We start from the raw sequence: 20970 nt of genomic DNA, 5'->3' as shown, positions 1-20970 counted from the left end.
TCGCACCCACGAACCAAGAACGTCCCGATCACCGTCATGCAACACCAACGCCGCAGCAGGAGGATGAGCCATACCAGCATCCTCCCAGGAACAACCGTCCAATCATTAACGCCACGCCGTACTAGGGAGCATTGACCATGCGTTACCGCGTCCTCGGCGGCACCGGCATCGAGGTGAGCGCCCACTGTCTCGGCACCATGATGTTCGGTGCCGTCGGCAACCCCGACCACGACGACTGCGTCCGCATCATCCACGCCGGTCTCGATCAGGGAATCAACTTCGTCGACACCGCCGACATGTACTCCGCCGGCGAGTCCGAACACATTGTGGGCAAGGCACTCAAAGGACGCCGTGACCATGTGGTCCTCGCCACCAAGGGCCACTTCCCGATGGGCGAGGGACCAAACCGCAGCGGCAACTCGCGGCGCTGGATTCTCACCGCCGTCGAAGAGAGCCTCCGACGACTCGACACCGACTGGATCGACCTCTACCAGATCCACCGCCCCGACGCTTCGACCGACATCGAGGAGACCCTCTGGGTGCTCAGCGACCTGGTTCAGCAGGGGAAGATCCGTGCCTTCGGTTGCTCGACCTTTCCTGGCGAGGAGATCGTCGAGGCGCATCACGTCGCCGAACGCCGTGGTCTGATGAGGTTCCGAACCGAACAGCCGCCCTACTCCATCCTCGCCCGCGGGATCGAGTCGTCCATCCTTCCGGTCTGCCAGCGCTACCGGATGGGCGTGCTTACCTGGAGCCCACTCGCCTTCGGCTTCCTCACCGGCAAGTACCGCAGGAACCAGCCCGTCGACCTTTCCACCGGCAGGCCGACGATCAGACCAGAACGCTTCGACCCCGCCATCGCCGAGAACGTCACCAAACTCGATGCCGTAGAAGCCCTCGTCGATCTCGCGGACGCCATCGGCTGCTCACTGCCGGAACTCGCCGTCGCCTTCACCCTCGCCCACCCCGGCGTCACCTCCACGATCATCGGACCGCGAACCATGCAACAGTTGGAGGGCATCACGAAAGGCGCCGGTCTCACCCTCGACGACGCCACACTCGACCGGATCGACGAGATCGTGCCACCGGGAACCAATCTCTACGACCCGAACTCGGCCTTCCCTCCCTCTGCGCTCACCGACACCGCCCGACGCCGACGTCCCCTCCCCGACCGCGCCGCCGCCGACTGACCTGTCGCGACCTAGTCGTCGGCACCATCGGGCCGGACCTTGAAGATGGCCGACCGGATCTCCCGGTTGGTCTCGTCCAAGTCCGCGATGGTCGTCGTGATCCTCTGTCTGACCTGGTCCTGCGCACAGAGTCCCCGGGCGGACTCCAACGACAGACCCGCTGCGAAAAGGCGTTGGATCACAGCGTCGTTGAGCTCGAGGGCGATGCGGTTGCGTTCCTTGAGCAGGATCAGATGCTCACGGTCGCCTTGCGCGCGGACCCGCTGCAGTGCGATGGCAGCCAGATCGGCGAACGTCTGCACCTGGCCGGCTTCGTTCGCCGCTGCTTGTTCATGGGGTGATCCGCGCCGCCAGGCCGCGAAGAGGACGCCGAAGACCTCATCGTCCACGACAAGTGGCACAAGCATGCCGAGCCCGATGGTCAAGAGCGCCTCCGCCCATTCCGCGGGTGGCTGATAACCCGCCTGATGGGTCCAGTCCGTACTGACGAGGCGTTGTCTCGATTCGACCACCCTACGCACCAGATCTTCGCGAGGAACCCGTCGATCGGGAGAGATGGCGACATCGAGTCCCTCGAAGACCACCACGAACGCCTGGTCTGCGTCGGTGGGATCGAGCAGGGTGACTCCTACGAAGTCCGCGCCCGACAGTCCTCGCAACTGCTGGGCGACCACTCGCATGGCGTCGTCCCGGTCCACCTTGCTCAGCAACAGTCGGGCCATCTCCGACGTGCCCTCGATCCACCGCTCATGGCGGACGCGTGTGCTCTGTGCTCGCGCCTTGCCGAGGAGCAGCGCCGCCTGGTCGGCAACCATCTGCAGGAGCGCGATCTCACCGGCGCCGGGATCCGCCCCTGCCGAGTACTCTTGCCAACCGGCAACCAGAGTGCCGTAAACCTCGCCAGGACCCCGAAGCGGGACGCACACGGCACGGCCGAGGGTCGACAACGCCTCACTCCAGTCGGCCGCGATCGACGCCGGCCAGTCGTCGCGAGCGACTGCCTCGACAAACCTCGGATCACCCGTATCGAGCACCGCGGCCGTGATCCCCTCGCGCGCCAGCCGCGCTCCGGAGTAGTGATCCAGACCGAGGCCGGAGACGGCCTCGCACACCACGCTCGCCGGATCGGACGGATCGACCACCTCGATTGCGGTGTACGCGGCACCAGAGAGCGCGCGAACCCGTTCGGCCACGAGCCTCATCGCCGCCGGTTGGTCGATGTCATGGCGCAGCAACCGAGTGATCTCGAACGCGCTCTCGAACCAGTGACGATGCCGGCGCTCCTGTTCGAGCAAGCCGTTTGCGTGACTGGCTTGGTGTGAAGGCATTCCGGTAAAAGCCGCTCTTGTCGTTCTATGGAGGGATTTCGCGGACCCTAGGACAAAGCCGAGACTTCGTTCGCAAGTGCGGGCCTCCGCATACACGTTAGTGCTGCTGCCGCTCGCCGGATACATCGCGGAGACCCTGACCGGGCAAGCCGACATTCGGTGACTCTCGGCATCGCGTCTCAGGACGTCTGTCGATTGCGCTGGGAACTGTCGGTGCAACGGTGGGAGGCAAAGGCCGCCGACGTACGCCTCCGCATGTTGCATGGGCAATGGCGCCGAGCCACCTGGCTTCCGGCCTCGCAAGTGGAGTGAAGGAGTTCCCATGGACATTGTCGAAAGCTTCCAGAACGTTCTCGACCGTATCATCGGGTTCCTCCCCCAACTGCTCGGATTCCTGGTCCTGCTCATCATCGGCTACATCGTTGCCAAGCTGGTGGCAGTCCTGGTCCGCAAGGTTCTCGAGCGGGCGGGCCTGGATCGGCGCGTGCACGAGTCCCATTCGCGCAAGTACGTGGAATCGGTGTTGGCAGGTGCCAGCACGGCAAGAGTTGTCGCCGGAGTGGTCTTCTGGGTGATCTTCGCGTTCTTCCTCTTCGCCGCCATCGGGGCGCTGAGGATCCCGACCCTCACCACCTTCATGAACCAGGTCGTGGCATACCTGCCGAACGTCATCGCTGCCATCCTGATCTTCGCCGTCGCGGCGATTGTCGCCGGCACGGCCGCCGCGGCCATCGGCAGGTTGATGGGTGACACTCCGACCGGCAGGGTCGCGGCAACAGTCGTCCCCGCGTTGGTCATGGTCATCGCAGGGTTCATGATCCTGCAGCAACTGCGCATCGCGGAGCAGATCGTCCAGATCGCGTTCGCCGCCACCATGGGGGCACTCGCCCTCGGCCTCGCCCTGGCATTCGGGCTGGGTGGTCGGCCGGTTGCGCAGCGCATGTTGGAGGACGCCTACCAAAAGAGCCAGGAAAGGACGGAACGGGACAGGGCAGACGCGAGGATCGGCCGGCAGCGGGCGGAAGAACACCCCACCGCAGAAGGCGATCGAGGCGAGAGGGAAAAAACATCCCCGCCGCCCGCGAGCACGACGCCCCGTGCCGGGATGCGCGGTGACACGGACGAACCGCCGCCGCGCCGCCCGTGACACATGTGCCGCGTCCCACGCTCTCGGGGCCAGAGCCGTGGGATGCCGCTGAGCCCACCACGCGGCTGAGGCACCCGGTGAGGCATCCCGTACACGCGAACCATGCCCTGACCACATGCGGACCGGGACCCGCATGGCCATTGCCGCCGCGGGCGCGGAACCTATCGTGTGCCGCATCGGTTCTTTCCAGATTCGCGGTACCCGTTCAGCTCGCGTGGCGCTCGGGTCGATCGTGCTGGCGCTGGTCACCGGGACGATCGTCCTTGCCTCGTGGGGATCGCCGCGCTCGCTGGACGTGTCACCACGTGCGTGCGGCGAGCCACCTGACGTGCGGAATGCTCCCGGCGACGTGACGATCACGCGCCTTCGTACCGAATACCTCACCAACCCACTCGGCATCGACGTACGCCGGCCCCGGCTGAGCTGGGTGCTGGAGTCCACCCGCAACGGACTCGCCCAGGCGGCCTTCCAGGTGCAGGTCGCATCCTCGCAAGACGCCCTTGACACGGGAGCTCCGGACGTGTGGGACAGCGGCAGGATCGCCTCGTCCAGCTCAGTCAACGTCGAGTACGACGGACCGGCGTTGCGGTCCGCGACCCGTTACCACTGGCGCGTCCGGGTGTGGGATGCGGACGGTGCTCGTTCGCCGTGGAGCAGGCGATCGTGGTGGGAGACCGGCCTGCTGGAGACCGACGAGTGGACGGCCCGGTGGATCTCCCCCGGCGACCACGGCCCAGGCGGCAGCTACCTGCGTCAGGAGTTCCGGCTGCCGGCCCGACCCGTCAGGGCTCGTGCGTACATCTCGGCACGCGGCAGCTACGAGCGTGGACCCGACAGCGAGGGCTTCTGCTGTGAACAGGCCTTCAGCCTGGCCCGCGGCATTTCCGAGGTGACGGCGAACGGTCGTCGGGTCGGCACCGCCGTCCTCGACCCACCTCCGGTCGACACTCGCGCGCGTACGCTGTACCGCACAGAGGACGTGACATCGCTGGTGCGCAAGGGCCGCAACGTGGTCGGCGTCATGATCGGCGAGGACTCCGACGTCCTGGTCCAGGTCGATGTCGACCTCGCGGATGGGACGTCGGTGAGAGTGGGTACCGGACCGGCCTGGCGGAGTGCTCCCGCACCGGTGAAGCGCGCGCACCGCTACCACGGCGAGACCTACGACGCCCGGGCCGAGCGCGCTGGCTGGGACCTGCCGGGATTCGACGCCCGCGGCTGGCGGCCCGCCAGTCTCGCCGACGGCACCCGCGGGACACTTTCCGCGGCGATGCTCCCGCCGATGCGGGTCGTCGCCACTCACCGCCCAGCGGCGATTCGTCAAGTGGGCAAGGGAATCTGGCAGCTCGACTTCGGTACGAACGTCACCGGATGGACCCGGTTGCGGGTCGATGCGCCTGCCGGCACCGAGCTAGGCCTGAAACACGGCGAGGTCCTCGACAGCGAGGGCAGGATCGACAACGGCACCCTCAAGGCGGACGGACAGCGCCTGGACAACAAGCGGATCGGCGCGCAGCAGACCAACCGCTACATCAGCGCCGGCAATGGCCCGAGTGTGTGGGAGCCGCGGTTCGTGTACGCCGGCTTCCGCTACGTGGAGGTCAGTGGGCTGCCCGAAGCGCCTGGCCCGACGACAGTCGAGGCGCGTGAAGTCCACAACGATCTCCGCCCGGTGGGCCACTTCGTCAGCTCCGACCCGATGCTGACCCGGCTGCACGCGGCGAGCGTCCAGACCCAACGCAACGGAATGCACGGCATACCCGAGGACACGCCCACTCGCGAGAAGCGTGGCTGGCTCGCCGACGCGCATGTCGCCGCGCCCGCGGTGATGACCAACCTCGACGCGGCCGCCTTCTACAGCAAGTTCGTCCGCGACATCCGCGACGCCCAACAGGACTCCGGCCTCGTCCCGGACATCGTGCCGGTGGAGCCGACGCCCGTGTGGCAAGGGCGTTCGGATCCGGCGTGGGGCGTCGCCACCATCCTGCTCCCCTATCACGTCTACCGGCACGAGGGTGACATCCGAATTCTCCACGAGCACTATGCCGCGATGTCGGCCTGGTTCCGACACATGCGCACCACGACGACCGGTCTCATCGTCGACTCACCTTCACAGGCATGGGGAAACGACTGGGTGGCGATCGAGGAGACGCCGGGCCGGATGTACCGCACGGGTTACTACTTCTTGGCCGCGAACCTGATGTCCGAGATCGCCGCCACACTGGGCAGGGGCCAGGATGCCGCGAGCTATGCGGCACTCGCGGGTGACATCCGCGAGGCGTTCAACGCGACGTTCCTCGACGCCGAGACGTCGAGCTACGGCGACAGTCAGTTCGCTCAGGCGTTCCCGCTCGTCCTCGGCATCGTCCCCGCCGACGACGTGCCGGCCGTGCGGCAACACCTCGTTCGTGACGTGGTGACCGAGCACGACGGTCACTTCACCGGCGGGCTGCCCGGAATCGCCTCCATTCCGGACGCGCTCGCGGCCGCCGACCGGGCCGACGTGGTGCTCGACGTGCTTCGCAGGCGTGACTTCCCGAGCTGGGGCTACATGCTCGACCACGGCCCGGGCACCATCTGGGAACGATGGGACGGATCAGGATCACGTAACCATCACATGTTCACTTCCATCGACCAGTGGCTGTACCGGTACGTCGCAGGCATCGACCAGGCCGAGGACTCTGCCGGCTTCAGGGAGCTCGTCTTCGCACCCCGTGTCACCGACCGGTTGGAGAGCGCCGGGGCCTCGCTCGAAACGCCTTACGGTGAAGCGGTGAGCAGGTGGTGCCACATCGACGAGCGGCTCGTGTACGACGTCACCGTTCCCGCGAACACCACAGCGAAGGTGCATGTACCCGCTACGTCCCCGGCGCATGTGCGGGTGCGTACGTCCGACCATGGCACCCTGGCGACGGCCGACGTGTCCGACGCCGTCGACTTTCGTGGCATGGCTGACCGATCCGCTGTCTATCACGTCCGGTCGGGTCGCTACCAGTTCGTGTCGCGGCCGTGAGGGACAAGGGCCCTGACGCCATCAGCCGCCCGGCCACGGCCACGAGCCAGCGCGGCGTCACACCCGCGGGGACTGCTGCAGTCGATCCCGGAGAGCAGTCAACCGGTCGAGCAGGACCTGTCGGGTCTCGTCGCCGTCCACGAGCCTCGTCGTCTCCACATAGCGGCGCAGGCGTGCCAGTCTGGTGAGGTATCCGCGGGAGGCCTTCGCCCGCAGGGCAGCGCCCGCCCCCTCCTGCCCGCCCGCATCGTCCCCGATCGCGGCGAGCCGCCGTTCATACGGCTCGCGCCAGGCGCTGGGTACGTCGTCGGTCTCCATGATCTCTTCGAGGTCGCGGTGCCGCTCGAGCACCAGCCTCGACACCGCCGCCTGGAAGATCTTCGCCGCCGCGAACACGATCGCGGCGAGCATGACGGTGAAGACCACCAGGCTGGTGAGGATCATGCCCGCTCCCCCGCCGTCGCCGCGCCGGTCAGGGTCAGCTCGGAGGCGAAGTGACACGCGGCCAACTGGTCGGGCTCGCTGCCCGTCGGCGCAAGCTCCGGTTCCTGCTCGGCACAGATGGCCTGCGCGTACGGACAGCGGGTACGGAAGGGACAGCCCTCGATCTGTTGTGACGCGTCAGGGACCTCTCCCGCGATGATCTTCATCTGGCCGCGGTAGCGAGGGTGCGGCCTCGGCGACGCGGACAGCAGCGCCTCGGTGTAGGGGTGGCGCGGCCTGCCGAAGAGCTGTTCGGTCGGTGCGACCTCGACGAGCTTGCCGAGATACATGACCGCCACTCGGTCGCTGATGTGCTGAACGACGCCGAGGTCGTGGGAAATCACCAGGTAGGTGAGCCCGTACGCGTCCTGGAGATCCTTGAGCAGGTTGAGGATCTGGGCCTGGATAGACATGTCCAGCGCGGAGACCGGCTCGTCACAGACGATCAGCCGCGGACTGAGAGACAGGGCCCGGGCGATGCCGATGCGTTGCCGCTGACCGCCGGAAAAGGCATGCGGGTAACGGATGGCGTACTCCGGACGTAGCCCGACCTGCTCCATGAGAGCGGCGACCCGCTCCTCCAGCTGAGTCCCGCTGGCCATGCGGTTGACGAGAAGCGGCTCGCCGATGATGTCGCGGATCCGGTGCCGAGGATTGAGCGAGGCGTACGGATCCTGGAAGATCATCTGGATGCTGCGCCTGGCCTTCAGGAGTTCCTCACCGCGCAGACCGGCGACGTCGACGGTCCCGGACTCACCGGCGAAGAGCATCTGTCCGTCCGTCGGGTCGATCGCGCGCACGATCATCTTGGCGACGGTGGTCTTGCCACACCCGGACTCGCCGACGAGGCCGAGGGTCTCCTGTTCGTACAGGTCGAAACTCACCCCGTCGACCGCTCGGACATGGCCGACGACCCGCCGCAGAAAGCCCTTCTTGACAGGGAAATGCTTCTTCAGATCGCGTACGCCGAGAAGGACGTTGGCGCCTGCCACGCTGGTGCCTGCCACGCTGGTGCCTGCCGTGTTGGTGCCTGCCGTGTTGGTACCTGCCGTGTTGGTACCTGCCGTGTTGGTACCTGCCATGTTGGCGCCGCCTTCACTCATGCTCGACATCTCCCACCAGGAAGCAGGCCGCACGATGTTCCGGGCCCACCGGCATGAGGGCGGGCTCCCGGACGTCACACGTGCCGGACATGAACGCGTCGCACCGGGGGTGGAACCTGCACGCCTTCGGCATCGCGTACGGATTGGGCACGGACCCCTTGATCGACCGCAGTCTGGACTGGACCGTCTCCTCCACCATCGGGATCGACTGGAGGAGTGCCTGGGTGTACGGATGTCGTGGCTCGTCGAAGAGGTCCCATGCCGGTGCCTCCTCGATCACCCGACCGAGATACATCACGGCCACGCTGTCCGCCATCTCGGCGATCACCCCCATGTTGTGGCTGATCAGCATGATGGACATCCCGGTCTCCTCCTGAATGCTCTTCAGGAGCGCCAGGATCTGGCCCTGGATGGTGACGTCGAGGGCGGTCGTCGGCTCGTCGGCGATCAGGATGTCCGGTTCGCACGAGAGCGCCATGGCGATCATCGCGCGCTGCAGCATGCCACCGGACAACTCGAACGGAAACTGGTCGACGGTGCGCTTCGGTTGGGGAATCCCCACGCGGGCCAGCAGATCCATGGTCCTGTCCCGCGCCGCCACCTTCGACGCGTCGGTGTGGACGCGGATCGCCTCGATGATCTGTTTGCCGATCGTGTAGACCGGCGAGAACGCCGCCATCGGCTCCTGGAAGATCATCGCGATCTCCCGTCCGCGCACCGACCGGATGTCCCGCCCGCGGGGCTCGAACGTCGCCAGGTCGACGACGCTTCCGTCGCGGTGGAGCAGGATCTCGCCGTCGACGATCTTTCCGCCGGCACCCACGATCTGCAGGACCGACCGGGCCGTGACGCTCTTGCCGCACCCGGACTCCCCCACCACACCGAGTGTGGCGCCCTTCTCCAGCGTCAGACTGACATCGTCGACCGCGCGCACGACCCCCTCGTCGAGGACGAAGTGCGTCTTGAGGTTCCTGATCTCCAGGATCGGCTGCCGTCCGTTCGAGGGGCCCTCGTCCCGGTGGCGGCCGTCCTCCTGGTCAGGTCGAGTACGGGTCGGCAGCATCGCGCAGCCCATCTCCTAGGAAGTTGAACATCAACACCACGACGATGACGGGAGCCGCGGGGATCAGCTGCCACGGATGCTGGGCGACGGACACGACGTTCTGTGCGTCCTGCAGCAGTGTTCCCCAACTGACCGCGGGTGGTTGCATGCCGAGGCCGAGGAAGCTCAGGGCAGTCTCGCCCAGGATCATCGCCGGTACCGACAGTGTGATCACCACGATCAGGTGGCTGGTGAACGAGGGAATCAGGTGCACCAGCATGATCCGGCTGCGACTCGCGCCCGCGATCCGGGCCGACGTCACGAAGTCCTCCTCCCGCAGGGCGAGGAGCTTCCCTCGGACCTCGCGGGCGAGGCCTGACCATCCGACGAACGACAAGATGATCACGATGAAGAAGTACGTGCGTACGACCGACCAGTCTCTCGGTAACGCCGCCGACAACGCCATCCACAACGGGATGGTGGGCAGCGCGAGGATGAACTCCACCATTCGCTGGATCACCGTGTCGACCAGGCCGCCGAAGTAGCCGGAGACCGCGCCGAGCGTCACGCCGAGGACGAATCCGATCGCCACACCCACCAGGCCGATCGTGAGCGATATCCGGGATCCGTAGACGACCCGCGACAGGATGTCCCGGCCCAACCGGTCCGCACCGAACAGCATCGCCGGTGGTGCGCCGGGGCCGGTCGTGAACACGTGCCGGTCCGTCTCGATGAGGCCCCACAGCTTGTACGAGGATCCCTTGGCGAAGAACTTGATCGGATGGACCTTCGACTTGTCCTCCACGTAGGTGTGGCGCAGCGTCTTCATCGACAGCTCACGCTTGCGGCCATAGACATACGGCCCGACGAAGCTCCCCTCGTGCACGACGTGGATGTCCGTCGGCGGGGCGTCCTGGTTGCCCTCGAAACGCTCGCTCTGCCCGTACGGCGCGAAGAACTCGGCGAACAGGGCCACGACATACATCGCCACCAACACGCCAAGGGCAAACCGGGCGACCTTGTGTTTGGAGAAGCGCCACCACACGAGGCGCCACTGGCTCGCCTGGTAATACTCCTCATCCCGCCGTTCTTCGCCCGCCGGGACCGGTGGGACCTCGACCGTGCCAGCGCTCATCTCGCCGCCCTCTCGAATCGGATCCGCGGATCGAGCCACGCCAGTAACAGGTCGGCGATGAGCGTCCCGATGACTGTCAGCGTGGAAAGGATCAGGATGATGCTCGCCGCGAGATAGAGGTCCTGTCCGGTCACCGCTTCCAGCAGGACCGGCCCGGTGGTCTGGAGGTTGAGCACGATCGACACGAGCACCTCGCCGCCGACGATCGCCGGGAGCAACCAGCCGATGGTGGAGACGATCGGGTTGATCGCGATCCGCACCGGGTAGCGGAACAGGATGGGGCGTTCGCCGAGGCCCTTCGCCCGGGCGGTGATGACGTACTGCTTCTGCAGCTCATCGAGCAGGTTGCCGCGCATCACCCGGATGATTCCCGCCGTACCGCTCATGCCGATGATGATCATCGGGAACCAGATCCGGCTGAGCAGGTCGAGAATCTTGCCCACGCTCCATGGTGCGTCCACGAAGTTCTGCGAGAACAGACCGCTCATGTTGGCGCCGAACAACGAGTAGAAGAGCCACAGCATTACCAGCGCGAGCAGGAATCCGGGCGTGGCGAGGCCGATGAAGCCGATGAAGGTGAAGAGATAGTCGAAGGCCGAGTACTTGCGTACGGCCGAATAGATGCCGATCGGTACCGCGACCACGAAGACGAAGATCGTCGTGAAGAGCGAGATGGCGACCGTGAGCGGGACCCGTTCGGCCAGCACCTCCGACACCGGCTTGTTCCAGCGGTAGGAACGCCCGAAGTCGCCTTCGACGACGATGTCCTTAAGCCAGATCCCGTAGCGGTGGGCGACACTGTGGTCCAGCCCGTACTGCCGGATCAGTGCGTCCCGCTCCGATGGCGTGAGCTCGACGCCCCGTTGCCTCATCTGCGCGACCAGGGTGGAGACGTAGTCGCCCGGCGGGAGCTCGATGATCACGAAACTGACCAGGGAGATGGCGAAGAGCACCGGGATCAGGAGCAGGACCCTCCGCGCGATGTATCCCGCCACTACTCACACACCTTTCGCGTGATCAGACAGATAGCTGGCAGCTCCGGCAGCGCGCGGTCATTCGTCGATGAACCAGCTCTCCATGCTGATGTTGACGACGATTCCGAACTCCTGCTCCTTGACGCCTTCGGGCACGTTCTTCACGCGCGTGGTCCAGAACGTCGGGTAGTAGGAGTTCTCGACCGGGTTGAACGTCCAGACGTTGTCGCGGTAGCTCTTGAGGATCCCGTCGAGGGCCGCCTTGCCGTCCGGTGAGCCGACTCCGGCCGCCATGAACTGACCGTGCAACTCGAAGAGTTCCTTGACCTCGGGAATGGGCTCCTCGCCATCCTCGCCCCTGGTGTTGTTCCACAGCGTCCAGAGGGGACCCCAGTAGGTTCCGGGAAGGTAGTCGTCCCAACCGGCACTGGGCCACAGGTTGTGGTGCGCCCAGGTCGCCGTGGCCTTGAGCTGGTTGGCTTCCTGCCGCTCGCCGGCCACCGTCGCGTCGATCTTGCGGACCGTGGTGAAGACTCCGACCTTCTTCCAGTACTCGGAGATCAGCTCACCCATCGGGATGTGGTCCTCGGACAGGTCCTGGATCTCGAACGGGACCCGGAACCGCTTGCCGTCCGGTCCGAGCCGGAAGCCCTCGCCGTCCTTCTCGGACAGACCCATCTCGTCCAGCAGCCGGTTGGCCTCTGCCACGTCGTAGGTCCCGTTGCTGGTCTCCTTCGGCACGCTGGCGAACTCACCGAGGTAGAAGTTCTCGATGATCTCCTCGCGGTTGATGGCGAGGTCCAGCGCCCGGCGGAAGTTGACGTCGCGCACGACCTCGCGCCACACCTTGTCGGTGTGGGTCAGGTTCAGCGCGAAGCTGATCGGCAGGCGGTGCATCTGGGCGACGTGCATGTTGACCTCGCCCTTGTCCGCCTTCTCCGCGATCAGCGAGATCTGCCGCAGCGACGCCCGCTCACCCAGGTAGTCGAACTCGCCGAACAGCGCCCGCGAGGTCAGCGTCTCCTTGTCCTGCACCAGCTGCGAACGAAGCTCGTCGATGTAGGGCAGCTGACTCCCCGCCGAGTCGAGCTTGAAGTAGTACGGATTACGTTCGAAGCCGAACACCCCGTCGCTGGCCTTCGACATCACCCAGGCGGTCAGCGTCGGATGCCCCATGTACTGCTCGTTCGAGACGTCGAGCCAGGCGCCCATCTGCTTGGCGATGAACAGGTTGAACCACTGGTCGGCGGGAATCGACTCCTCCTTCAGCATCTCCCGCAACTTCGCCTTGTCCGCGTACTTCTCGTGGAACTGCTCCAGGTAGTGCCTCGGCTTGATGATGTCGCCGTAGCTGCGCCACTGGGCGATGGCGATCTGGGCTGGGAACGTGCCGTAGGGCGCGTCGAAGGTCAGGCTGAAGGTGAAGTCGTCGATCACCTCCAACTTCGCCGGCGCGTTGTCGGTGCGGCGGGCCGCCATCAGGTAGTCCGGGAAGATCGGCGTGATCTCCTTGTTGTAAAGGACATCCTCGAACGCGAACCGCACATCCTCGGTGGTCACCGGCTCGCCGTCGGACCACTTCAACCCGTCCCGCATGTGGAACGTGAACACGGTGTTGTCGTTGTTCGCCTCGTAACCGGCGACCACATTGCCCACGAGCGTCTCGCCCTGTGCATAGCCAAATCCGTTGGGTGCCCAGAGCATGGGCTCGATGTTGCCGAGGAAGATGTGCGGGTCGAAGTTCGGCAGTTCCTGAGGAAGTTGCAGGGTTCCGCCGTACTTGCCCTGCGCCAGCTTGACGAACTTCTCGTCCACCAGCGTGCCCGGCTGGATGACGAACGGCTCCTTCGGCAGCCGCTCCGCGAGCGGCGGCAGGTCACCGGACTTCACCCGAGCCGCGAGAACAGGCGATTCCTTGTATTGACCCGGCTTGGGGGTGCCTCCTGCGCCGCCGCCGCCGTTCGAACCCGTGCCGTCCTGCCCGGAGCAGCCCCCGACAACAACGCCGGCCGCGACGACGCCGAGAAACCTCCTGCGCGAAAGATCCCGCATCTCCATAACCCCTCCTGGCAGTGACACTCTCGTCCGTCCCCGTGGGGCAAAAGCAGGGCAAGTCAAAGGGTCCCCATGCGTGGCGTCTCGGTGGAGGTGCCTACCGGCTCCCTACACGTCACAACACCGCGGGAACACTCAGATATCGCTCATGAAGGCCCTCCTGGTCCGTCGGGCCACTGACAAGGTTGAACCTGGTAAAGGCCCACCCATGAAACGATTCACAAAATTGTGCATTGATGCTCTTCCCTGCGTCTGGTGATGTCAAGGCTCCGCCAGCCCTTCGCCATGACCTGTTCCGGCAGGTCATAGGACCTGACCGGGACCGGTCGCGGAGACAGGCTCGTGGGCCTCGACGTTTGCGACAGGGGGTTTCCTTGCCGCGCCGCTCCCGGCTCCGGAAAGCTCACCCAGGCTGCTCCGGGCCAGCCTCGTCATCGACCGCCGGAGGACCGGTCGCCAGAGAACCGATCGCCGGAGATCACCAGAGCGTGTCCAGGTCGATGGCCTCGGCCATCGCCTTCATGCCGGCGTCGTTCGGGTGCAGGTGGTCTCCGGCGTCGTACTCCGGGAGTATCGAGTCCGGGTCGGCCGGGTCGGCGAGCGCGCGATCGAAGTCGACGACCGCGTCGTAGGCGCGGCTGGTCCTGATCCAGTGGTTGACCGTGTCCCGGATCTCCTCGTTGTGCGGGGTGTCGTAGCCGAACTCGTTGCCCTTGATGGGCGTGAGCGTGGCGCCGATGATGCGTACGCCATGCTCGTGCGCGGCCCTGATCAGCTCGAGGTGGGCGTCGATGAGCTGCTCGGCCGTGACCGCCGGGGACTCCCCGCAGCCGAAGTCCGGCTGGCCGGCGGAGCCGATGTCGTTGATCCCTTCCAGCACGATCACCGTACGGATCCTCGGCTGGCCGAGGACGTCGCGATCGAACCGGTTCAACGCGCTCTCGCCGAGGCACGTCGAGTCCGTACGCAGCTTGTTGCCGTTGATTCCGGCGTTGACGACCCCCGCGGGTCGGCCAGCTGCCGCCAGGCGCTCGGCCAGCTCGTCCGGATATCGGTTGTCCGCGCCCGGCGTGGAGATCGCACCGTCGGTGATCGAGTCGCCGAGCGCCACGACCGTGCCGGTCGAGTCGCCGTGCCCGCCGGACCGGTGGGCTCGGTCGCGTCCACCGGCCACGTCCACGCCGGACAGGTAGTACCACGAGTGGCTGGTCTCGCCAGCGTATGGCTGCCCGCCGTGGTCGCGAAGGTGGTCACCGGTGGCGCGGTAGGTGGTGGTCAGGCCGCCCTCGTGGAACGTCGCGGGGCCGGTGGGGGTGGCGAAGTACAGCGTGACGGTCAGCTTCTCCAGTGCTCTCGTCTGTAGGAGCGTCGGGTCGGAAGCCAGCTCACCGCCGGTGGGCACGGTCGGCGAGAACGAACCGCGGAAAGTCAACGGGCGCACCGTGCCTAGCCTGACCGCGGCGCCGCCGCCGGACCTGGCGATCGTCGCACCGGTGAGTCGCAGCGGAGCGCTGCCGTAGCGATTGGACAACCGGACGCGGAGCGCCGTCCCGCCCTTGCTCACCCGCACGACCTGGCGGAGCGACTGGTCGGCGAACCCGTCCATCGACCAGTTCGGACCGAACCACTCGTTCCCCGGCATCGGATGTTGGACGGCCGTCCCCCAGCCGGCGATCCAGCGCAGACCCGCCGTCGTGGTGGCCGAGGCGGCGGCCGCTGTCGTCGCGGTCGTTGCGCTTGCTGCCGCCGTTGCCGCGGTCGCTCCGGCCGGCCCGAACACGGCAGCCATGGCAGCAAGCACGGTGAGCATTGCCCTGGCCAGGACGGTTGGGCGGGACGCGCCGGTCGTGGACATCAGGTGTCTCCTTCAAAAGCCGACCGCAGGCCCAGAGGAGGACCCGAGGTGTGAACACGTACGTACTGACCGCGCGACGAGGTCGAACTCATCGGTCGGACTCCACCCGGGCCTTGACGAGGCTTGTCGACGGCGAACCAGGCGGCCAACCCCCGCACGCATCTCGGACCGCCATCCACTCAGCCGTTATATGCGGAGTCTGTTGTTGCGTTGGGGGTTTCGGTGGGGGTCGATCCAGTCGGGTGGGATGAATGCGGGGTGGCCGTCGACTGCGGGGCGGATCTGCCAGGTGCCTTGGTGGATGAGTCGGTGGTGGTATCTGCAGACGAGGACGCCGTTTGGGCGATCACGTCGGCCTGCTCGACGTTGATCTCACCGGCGTTCAACAGGGTCTGGGTCAACACCAGAGAGCTGTCCAGATCCTTGGCGAGTTTGACTCGGCGGCTGGCCTGGGCGGGCCGGATCTTCAGTAGTCCGGACACCCAGGTGCCCGTGCTGGTCGCGCCGGCGGTTCTGCCCAGGTTCGCGCCGGTCGACCTCCCGGATCGCGGCCAACAGGCCAAGACCGGCGCGGGCGCCAGTGCCGGTGTCGGCGCGGGTGGTGGTGACCGCTTCCATGATCCAACCATTGACGTGACCACCGACAACCGCGGACCCGAAAACCTGCCCAGTAAGACGATTCCGAAGATCCCTCGGTCCGGCCGGCGTCGTCACCGCGCCGGAACCGGATGGCCATGATCCCGCAGTGCACGTGCCAACCCCGCGGCGTTAACCACGCTGTCACACGTCGGAAATCGCCGGGTATCGCTCGCCGGCTTAGGTTGATGTGACTGTGCGGCGTCGCCTGTCGCAGACGCTCAGTCGACCATCCACCATCGACCTTACTGACCTGACAAGGCGGGAGCAGCGTGACCTACAAGGCTGAGTACATCTGGATCGACGGGACTCAACCCACCGCGCGGCTGCGGTCGAAGACGAAGGTGCTCGCCGACGGAGCGGAGCCACCCCTCTGGGGCTTCGACGGGTCGAGTACGAACCAGGCACCGGGCGACAACTCCGACTGCGTACTCCGCCCAGTCTTCTCGTGCCCCGACCCGGTGCGTGGCGGCAACGACGTACTCGTTCTCGCCGAAGTGCTTGGGATCGACCTGACCCCGCACCCGTCCAACACTCGCGCGGCCCTCGAGAACGTAGCCAGGAAGTATGCGGCCGCCGAGCCGCTGTTCGGTCTGGAGCAGGAGTACACCTTCTTCAAGGACGGCCGCCCGCTCGGGTTCCCCGCAGGAGGCTATCCCGCGCCGCAGGGCATCTACTACTGCGGAGTGGGAGCGGACGAGGTGCACGGCCGCGACATCGTCGAGGCCCATCTCGACGCGTGTCTCGAGGCCGGGCTACTCATCTCCGGCATCAATGCGGAGGTCATGCCAGGGCAGTGGGAGTTCCAGGTCGGGCCGCTTTCTCCGCTGGCGGTGTCCGACCAGCTCTGGACGGCCCGCTGGCTGTTGTACCGGATCGCGGAGGACTACGACGTCGCAGCGACGCTCGACCCCAAGCCGGTGAAGGGCGACTGGAACGGTGCCGGGTGCCACACCAACTTCTCCACCAAGGCCATGCGTGAGGGATACGATCCGATCGTCGCCGCGTGTGAGGCGCTTGGCGCCAAGGCGGACGAGCATGTCCGCAACTACGGTGCGGGCATAGAGCACCGCCTCACCGGCATGCACGAGACCGCCATGTGGACCGAGTTCTCCTATGGCGTGTCCGACCGTGGCGCGTCGATCCGTATCCCCTGGCAGGTGGCCCAGGACAAGAAGGGCTACATCGAGGATCGCCGACCCAACGCGAACGCGGATCCGTACGTGGTGACGCGCCTCATCACTGAGACCGTCTGCAGCGCCCAGCTCTGAGTCTCGACGCTCAACACCATAGGGCTCACGCCCGACGGCTGATCTCGATCGTCCACCGGCCCGCCTGCGGCAGGTCGACGGTGACGGTGCCGCGATCGCGCACATGGGGCACCGCGATGCCGTTCACCCGCACCGCGCCCCCATCCCATGCGTCGGGGACGGCGAGGGTGACCGGAGTCCGGTGGGTGGCGTCGGCGTCCGCGGTGACGCGGTCGGCAGTCCACCGGACGTGGAGCGTGCGGGTGCGGGGAGCCGCGGCGAGGAGAGTCCGTTCGGTCCCCACAGCCACCCCGCCCCACGTCGCTGCCGCCACCGGCTCGGCTCCGGTGTGTCGGACCCATGAACCTGGGCGTAGCTCGTCGGTGGTGTCGCCGACCCGGACCCGGGCGGCGTCGGCGGAGGTGTCGACGTGCACGTCAGCGGGGACGCGGTCGCGGAACGGAACGAGGACGGCGGCGAGCTCGCTCCCTGCCGGGTGGACGGCGAGCCCGTGCAGGGCCTGCCAGTGCGGGCCGTCGGGGGTCGGGACGGACGTCATACCCTCCGACGTCTCATACGTCGCGGACCCGATAGCCGGCACGACCGCGACCAGGCCGGGTCCCTTCGCCGAGACGAACGTGCCGGCCGAACGCTCCGTCCAGGCGCTCAGCCCGTGCAGCAGCCACCGCCACGACCCCGCGCCGGAGAGGACGTCGTGGACGAACCAGTACCCCTCGACCTGCGGGCCCGGTCGTACGAACACCAGGGTGCGCCGGTGCCGTCGCCCCCACCCGTCGTGGAAGGCGACGACGACGTCGAGGTCGGCCAGCTGGGCGGCGGTCTCGACGGTCGCGTCGCGGTCCGCGGACAGCTCCGCGCGGTCGGGCACCACGGTGTTGTGGGCATGGGTGGCCTGGAACCACGAGTGGTACGCCGGGTCGTCGTACGACTGCGGCCCACCGGCCTCCCACGCCAGCGGCGCGCCGTGGCCCCACAGGACGAAGTCCAGGCAGGCACGGTGGCTGTGTGACTCGAGCTCGTGCGGGATCGCCGGGCCGCAGTTCAGCACGGCATAGAGCGAACCCGGTGTCCAGCCCTCCCGTGACACGACGTACCCGCTGCCGCCGAACTGACGGAGGCACTCGTCGGGATGGGCCGCCTCGGTGGCCTGCCACGCGGCATACGGCTCGCACCCGTCGCGAGGCGGCAGCGGAGCGAGGACCTGCCGGATCTCCTCCGCTGCCATTGCCTGGCTGGCGACCGCCTTGTACGCCGGCTCGCCGAACAGATAGTGCCCGCGGACGAGCAGCGGTCCCGCCGCGATGGCGCCGGAGTCCTGGAACGGCGGGAGCCAGCCTTCGGGAGTGGCCAGATCGACCACCCAGTCGTACATCAGCTTCAGCTGTGGATGGCGAACGAGGTCCCAGCCGAGATAGGCCTCGGCGTGCAGGGCCGCGTCGAAGAGGGTTGTCAGGCTGAGGCGATGGTAGTCGGGTGCGCGTTCGTGGTGTCCGCCGTCGTCGTAGACGTCGAGGGCGAGGTGCTCCTCGATCCGTTCCCGGCCGATGGCCGCCCAGCCGGAAGCCTCGGCGAACTCGGGAAACAACCCGGCCAGGGTCAGCAGCGTGCAGGCGCCGACGAGCTGCCAGTTGCCGTACCGGAAGGCGTCGTGCTCGTCGGCCAACCAGCGTGCGCCTCCCAGCACCGACCCGAGCAGCCTGAGCCGCGTCGCGTCCGGCAGGCCGTCGCCAGCGAGCTTGTCGCCGGCCAGGTCGAGCGCGTCGGCGAAGAGGCGGGTCCGGCTGGCGACGCCGAGCGTGTACCAGACGACGTCGAGGCCGGGCCAGTCGCCGCGTACCTCCTCGCGCGAGGCGTACCAGCAGTCGAAGAGCCCGCCCCACGACGTCAGCCAGTGGCCCTCCCCCGTGAGCGCGTAGCTCTCCAGTAGCGGCCGGGTCCAGCCGAGGTAGTGGTAGCCGTAGAGCCGGGAACGCCCGAGCGCGCGGTCGGTGAACGACGGCTGCTCCCGCCGCGCCGCCTCCGCGTCCGCAAGAACGCCTTGACGCTGCTCGTCGCCCAGGACCTCCACCTGGGCACGGATCGACGGGAGGGGCAGCGGCCGGCACGCGGAGGAGAAGTGGGTCAGCAGTGCCGCCGTGGCGGCGTCGCGACCACGCTCCTGCCGGGCCTGACGGAGTCCGGCGAGCTCGGGTCGGTGCGGGTCGAGTGCATCGAGGAGAGCGGGTACGCCGAGGTGTCGGATCCGGGTCGCGTCGGCGTGCGGTGGCTTCTCGACAGGAGCCGGCTTCTCGACAGCAGCCGGCTCCTCCTCGGGACCCCGCGTCTCGACAGGAGCGTCGGTCACAGGTGTGTTCCTCGTTTCCGGGCAGCCACGAGCGGACCTAGCCGGTGGGCCGGTCGGACTCGGGAGTGATGAGCCGGTAGAACTGCCGCGGACGTCCCCGACCCGCGGCCGGCGGTGGCGGCATCGGCCAGGCGAACCCTTCGCGTACCAGGTCGCCGAGTAGCCGGCGGGCGGTGCGCGCACTGGAGCCCAGGACCGCCGCCGCCTGCTCAGCGTCCACCACGACCGGCCCACCCGCGCCACCACTCTCGTGGAGCGCCTCGGTGAGCTCCCGGACGATCGCGTGCTCCTTCGCCCGGGCAAGCGCCACCGTGCGCGGCTGGTCGTGGCCGCGTGCCGGCAGGGCCAGCACGGTCCCGTCCTGCTTGATCACGCAGCACCGGTCGCCACCGTCGCGGGCAGCGCGCGTGATCGCCTGCTCCGCGCGTTCCTCCGCCTCGGCCGCGGTCGCGCCGAGCCCGAGGCCGACGTCCACCTGGACGCCGAGTGCGTCCTGGACGGCGGCGACGAACGGAGCGACCCGGAAGTCGTCCGTAGCCCGCTGGAGCGAGCCCAGCGTGGTGGCGACGAAGTAGCTGCGCTCGTCCCGCGGCAGAACGGTCGCACCGCTGGCCCTGGCCTCCCTCGCGAGGATCTGGTGCACGCCGAGCCGGAGCTCGTGCTGCCAACCGAGCGACGTCGCACCGGTCGGGGCCGGCGGCAGCACCACCAGGCCGACCGCGATCTGCGCGTCCTCGAGCCGGGTACCACTGCCGAGCAGGGCCGCGGTGCGCAGCGCCACCCGGAACGACGAGACCGCCGGCAGCACCCGGAACGCGGGAACGCCCGCGCGTTCCAGCCGCCGGGCGACCGACCTGACCGTGGTAAAGGCGGCGACCGTCCGCCCACGCTGGTGGAGATCCTCGTGCCAGGCGGCGAACGTCGCAGCGGTGGACGGGCTCTCGTACGACTTCACCCGGACCCGGCGGACCGGCAGCCCGATCTCGGCGTACGCCTCGTGCACGTCACTGCGGCTGAGCGAGTCGACGCTGATCCTGGTGAGGTCGACCTCGCTTTCGATCGAGGCCCGCAGCATGGTGCTGAACAGCGCGGCACCGCTCATGGGGACGAACGTGGCCGGCACGTCGAGGACCTCTGCCTCGGCGACGATGTCGTACGGCAACGGCCCGGTGAACAACAGCACGTCGACGTCGTCCTGCAGCTTGGCCGCCTTGGCCGGTGCCTCGGTTTCGGTGCGGTAGGACGCGCCGACCAGCCGCCACGACGGACCCGGAGGCTGCCCGGGCGCCCGGCCGAGGAGGACGATCCGCTCGACCAGGTCGCGTGGCCCGACGACACCGATGGCGATGTCGGCGCCCCGTCGCTGGTGTCTGTGAGGTGGGCGTTCCATCCGC

General features: G+C 67.4%; 16 protein-coding genes. 5 read left to right on the top strand and 11 right to left on the bottom strand.

Translation table 11 applies throughout. From position 1 onward, the window contains the following. Positions 1 to 137: 137 nt before the first annotated feature. A complete protein-coding gene (locus ABN028_RS32785) occupies positions 138 to 1190 on the top strand; it encodes an aldo/keto reductase (RefSeq protein ID WP_349699299.1) in 1053 nt (350 codons plus the stop codon). Positions 1191 to 1201: 11 nt separating this feature from the next. On the opposite strand, the gene ABN028_RS32780 is transcribed toward ABN028_RS32785, so the two are convergent. Then, positions 1202 to 2485: a GAF domain-containing protein gene (locus tag ABN028_RS32780; RefSeq protein ID WP_349699298.1), complete on the bottom strand. Its 1284-nt coding sequence runs from the start codon at positions 2483 to 2485 to the stop codon at positions 1202 to 1204. 355 nt (positions 2486 to 2840) lie between these two features. Between ABN028_RS32780 and ABN028_RS32775 the strand changes: the two genes are divergently transcribed. Continuing rightward, entirely contained in the window at positions 2841 to 3665 is an 825-nt protein-coding gene (locus ABN028_RS32775; RefSeq protein ID WP_349699297.1) for a mechanosensitive ion channel family protein, read from the top strand. A gap of 214 nt (positions 3666 to 3879) precedes the next feature. After that, positions 3880 to 6678, top strand: a complete 2799-nt coding sequence (locus tag ABN028_RS32770; protein WP_349699296.1) for a family 78 glycoside hydrolase catalytic domain — start codon at positions 3880 to 3882, stop codon at positions 6676 to 6678. 57 nt (positions 6679 to 6735) lie between these two features. On the opposite strand, the gene ABN028_RS32765 is transcribed toward ABN028_RS32770, so the two are convergent. From ABN028_RS32765 to ABN028_RS32730, 8 genes are all read right to left on the bottom strand, one after another. Continuing rightward, a complete protein-coding gene (locus ABN028_RS32765; protein WP_349699295.1) occupies positions 6736 to 7122 on the bottom strand; it encodes a hypothetical protein in 387 nt (128 codons plus the stop codon). Next, positions 7119 to 8264 carry an ABC transporter ATP-binding protein gene (locus ABN028_RS32760; protein WP_349699294.1) on the bottom strand — a complete coding sequence of 382 codons (1146 nt, stop codon included), beginning with the start codon at positions 8262 to 8264 and terminating at the stop codon, positions 7119 to 7121. Before ABN028_RS32760 ends, ABN028_RS32765 begins: the two co-directional genes overlap by 4 nt. After that, a complete protein-coding gene (locus ABN028_RS32755; protein ID WP_349699293.1) occupies positions 8257 to 9327 on the bottom strand; it encodes an ABC transporter ATP-binding protein in 1071 nt (356 codons plus the stop codon). The genes ABN028_RS32760 and ABN028_RS32755 overlap by 8 nt, the downstream gene beginning before the upstream one ends. Further along, positions 9302 to 10441 (bottom strand): ABC transporter permease, encoded by a 1140-nt coding sequence (locus ABN028_RS32750; RefSeq protein ID WP_349699292.1) that lies wholly within the window; start codon positions 10439 to 10441, stop codon positions 9302 to 9304. Before ABN028_RS32750 ends, ABN028_RS32755 begins: the two co-directional genes overlap by 26 nt. After that, positions 10438 to 11436 (bottom strand): ABC transporter permease, encoded by a 999-nt coding sequence (locus tag ABN028_RS32745; protein WP_349325538.1) that lies wholly within the window; start codon positions 11434 to 11436, stop codon positions 10438 to 10440. Before ABN028_RS32745 ends, ABN028_RS32750 begins: the two co-directional genes overlap by 4 nt. A 57-nt stretch (positions 11437 to 11493) precedes the next feature. After that, positions 11494 to 13467: an ABC transporter substrate-binding protein gene (locus ABN028_RS32740; protein WP_349699291.1), complete on the bottom strand. Its 1974-nt coding sequence runs from the start codon at positions 13465 to 13467 to the stop codon at positions 11494 to 11496. A gap of 481 nt (positions 13468 to 13948) precedes the next feature. Beyond that, entirely contained in the window at positions 13949 to 15325 is a 1377-nt protein-coding gene (locus ABN028_RS32735; RefSeq protein ID WP_349699290.1) for an SGNH/GDSL hydrolase family protein, read from the bottom strand. Positions 15326 to 15504: 179 nt separating this feature from the next. Continuing rightward, positions 15505 to 15807, bottom strand: a complete 303-nt coding sequence (locus ABN028_RS32730) for a DUF222 domain-containing protein (RefSeq protein WP_349699289.1) — start codon at positions 15805 to 15807, stop codon at positions 15505 to 15507. 4 nt (positions 15808 to 15811) lie between these two features. Here ABN028_RS32730 and ABN028_RS32725 point away from each other — a divergent pair, with 4 nt between their 5' ends. Both ABN028_RS32725 and glnII read left to right on the top strand, forming a co-directional pair. Further along, the gene (locus tag ABN028_RS32725) at positions 15812 to 16063 is read left to right on the top strand and encodes a hypothetical protein (RefSeq protein WP_349699288.1); all 252 of its coding nucleotides are present in this window, start codon (positions 15812 to 15814) and stop codon (positions 16061 to 16063) included. 170 nt (positions 16064 to 16233) lie between these two features. Further along, a complete protein-coding gene (glnII, locus tag ABN028_RS32720) occupies positions 16234 to 17232 on the top strand; it encodes a glutamine synthetase (RefSeq protein ID WP_349325542.1) in 999 nt (332 codons plus the stop codon). A 25-nt stretch (positions 17233 to 17257) separates the two neighbouring features. On the opposite strand, the gene ABN028_RS32715 is transcribed toward glnII, so the two are convergent. Together ABN028_RS32715 and ABN028_RS32710 are read right to left on the bottom strand one after the other, a co-directional pair. Then, positions 17258 to 19576: a heparinase II/III family protein gene (locus ABN028_RS32715; RefSeq protein ID WP_349699287.1), complete on the bottom strand. Its 2319-nt coding sequence runs from the start codon at positions 19574 to 19576 to the stop codon at positions 17258 to 17260. 37 nt (positions 19577 to 19613) lie between these two features. Further along, the gene (locus ABN028_RS32710) at positions 19614 to 20966 is read right to left on the bottom strand and encodes a hypothetical protein (RefSeq protein ID WP_349325544.1); all 1353 of its coding nucleotides are present in this window, start codon (positions 20964 to 20966) and stop codon (positions 19614 to 19616) included. Positions 20967 to 20970 lie beyond the last annotated feature (4 nt).

It is taken from the genome of Actinopolymorpha sp. B17G11, from assembly GCF_040196095.1.
GTDB lineage: Bacteria > Actinomycetota > Actinomycetes > Propionibacteriales > Actinopolymorphaceae > Thermasporomyces.
Note: the sequence above shows the minus strand (reverse complement) of the source record. Positions and strands in the feature narration are given on the sequence as shown.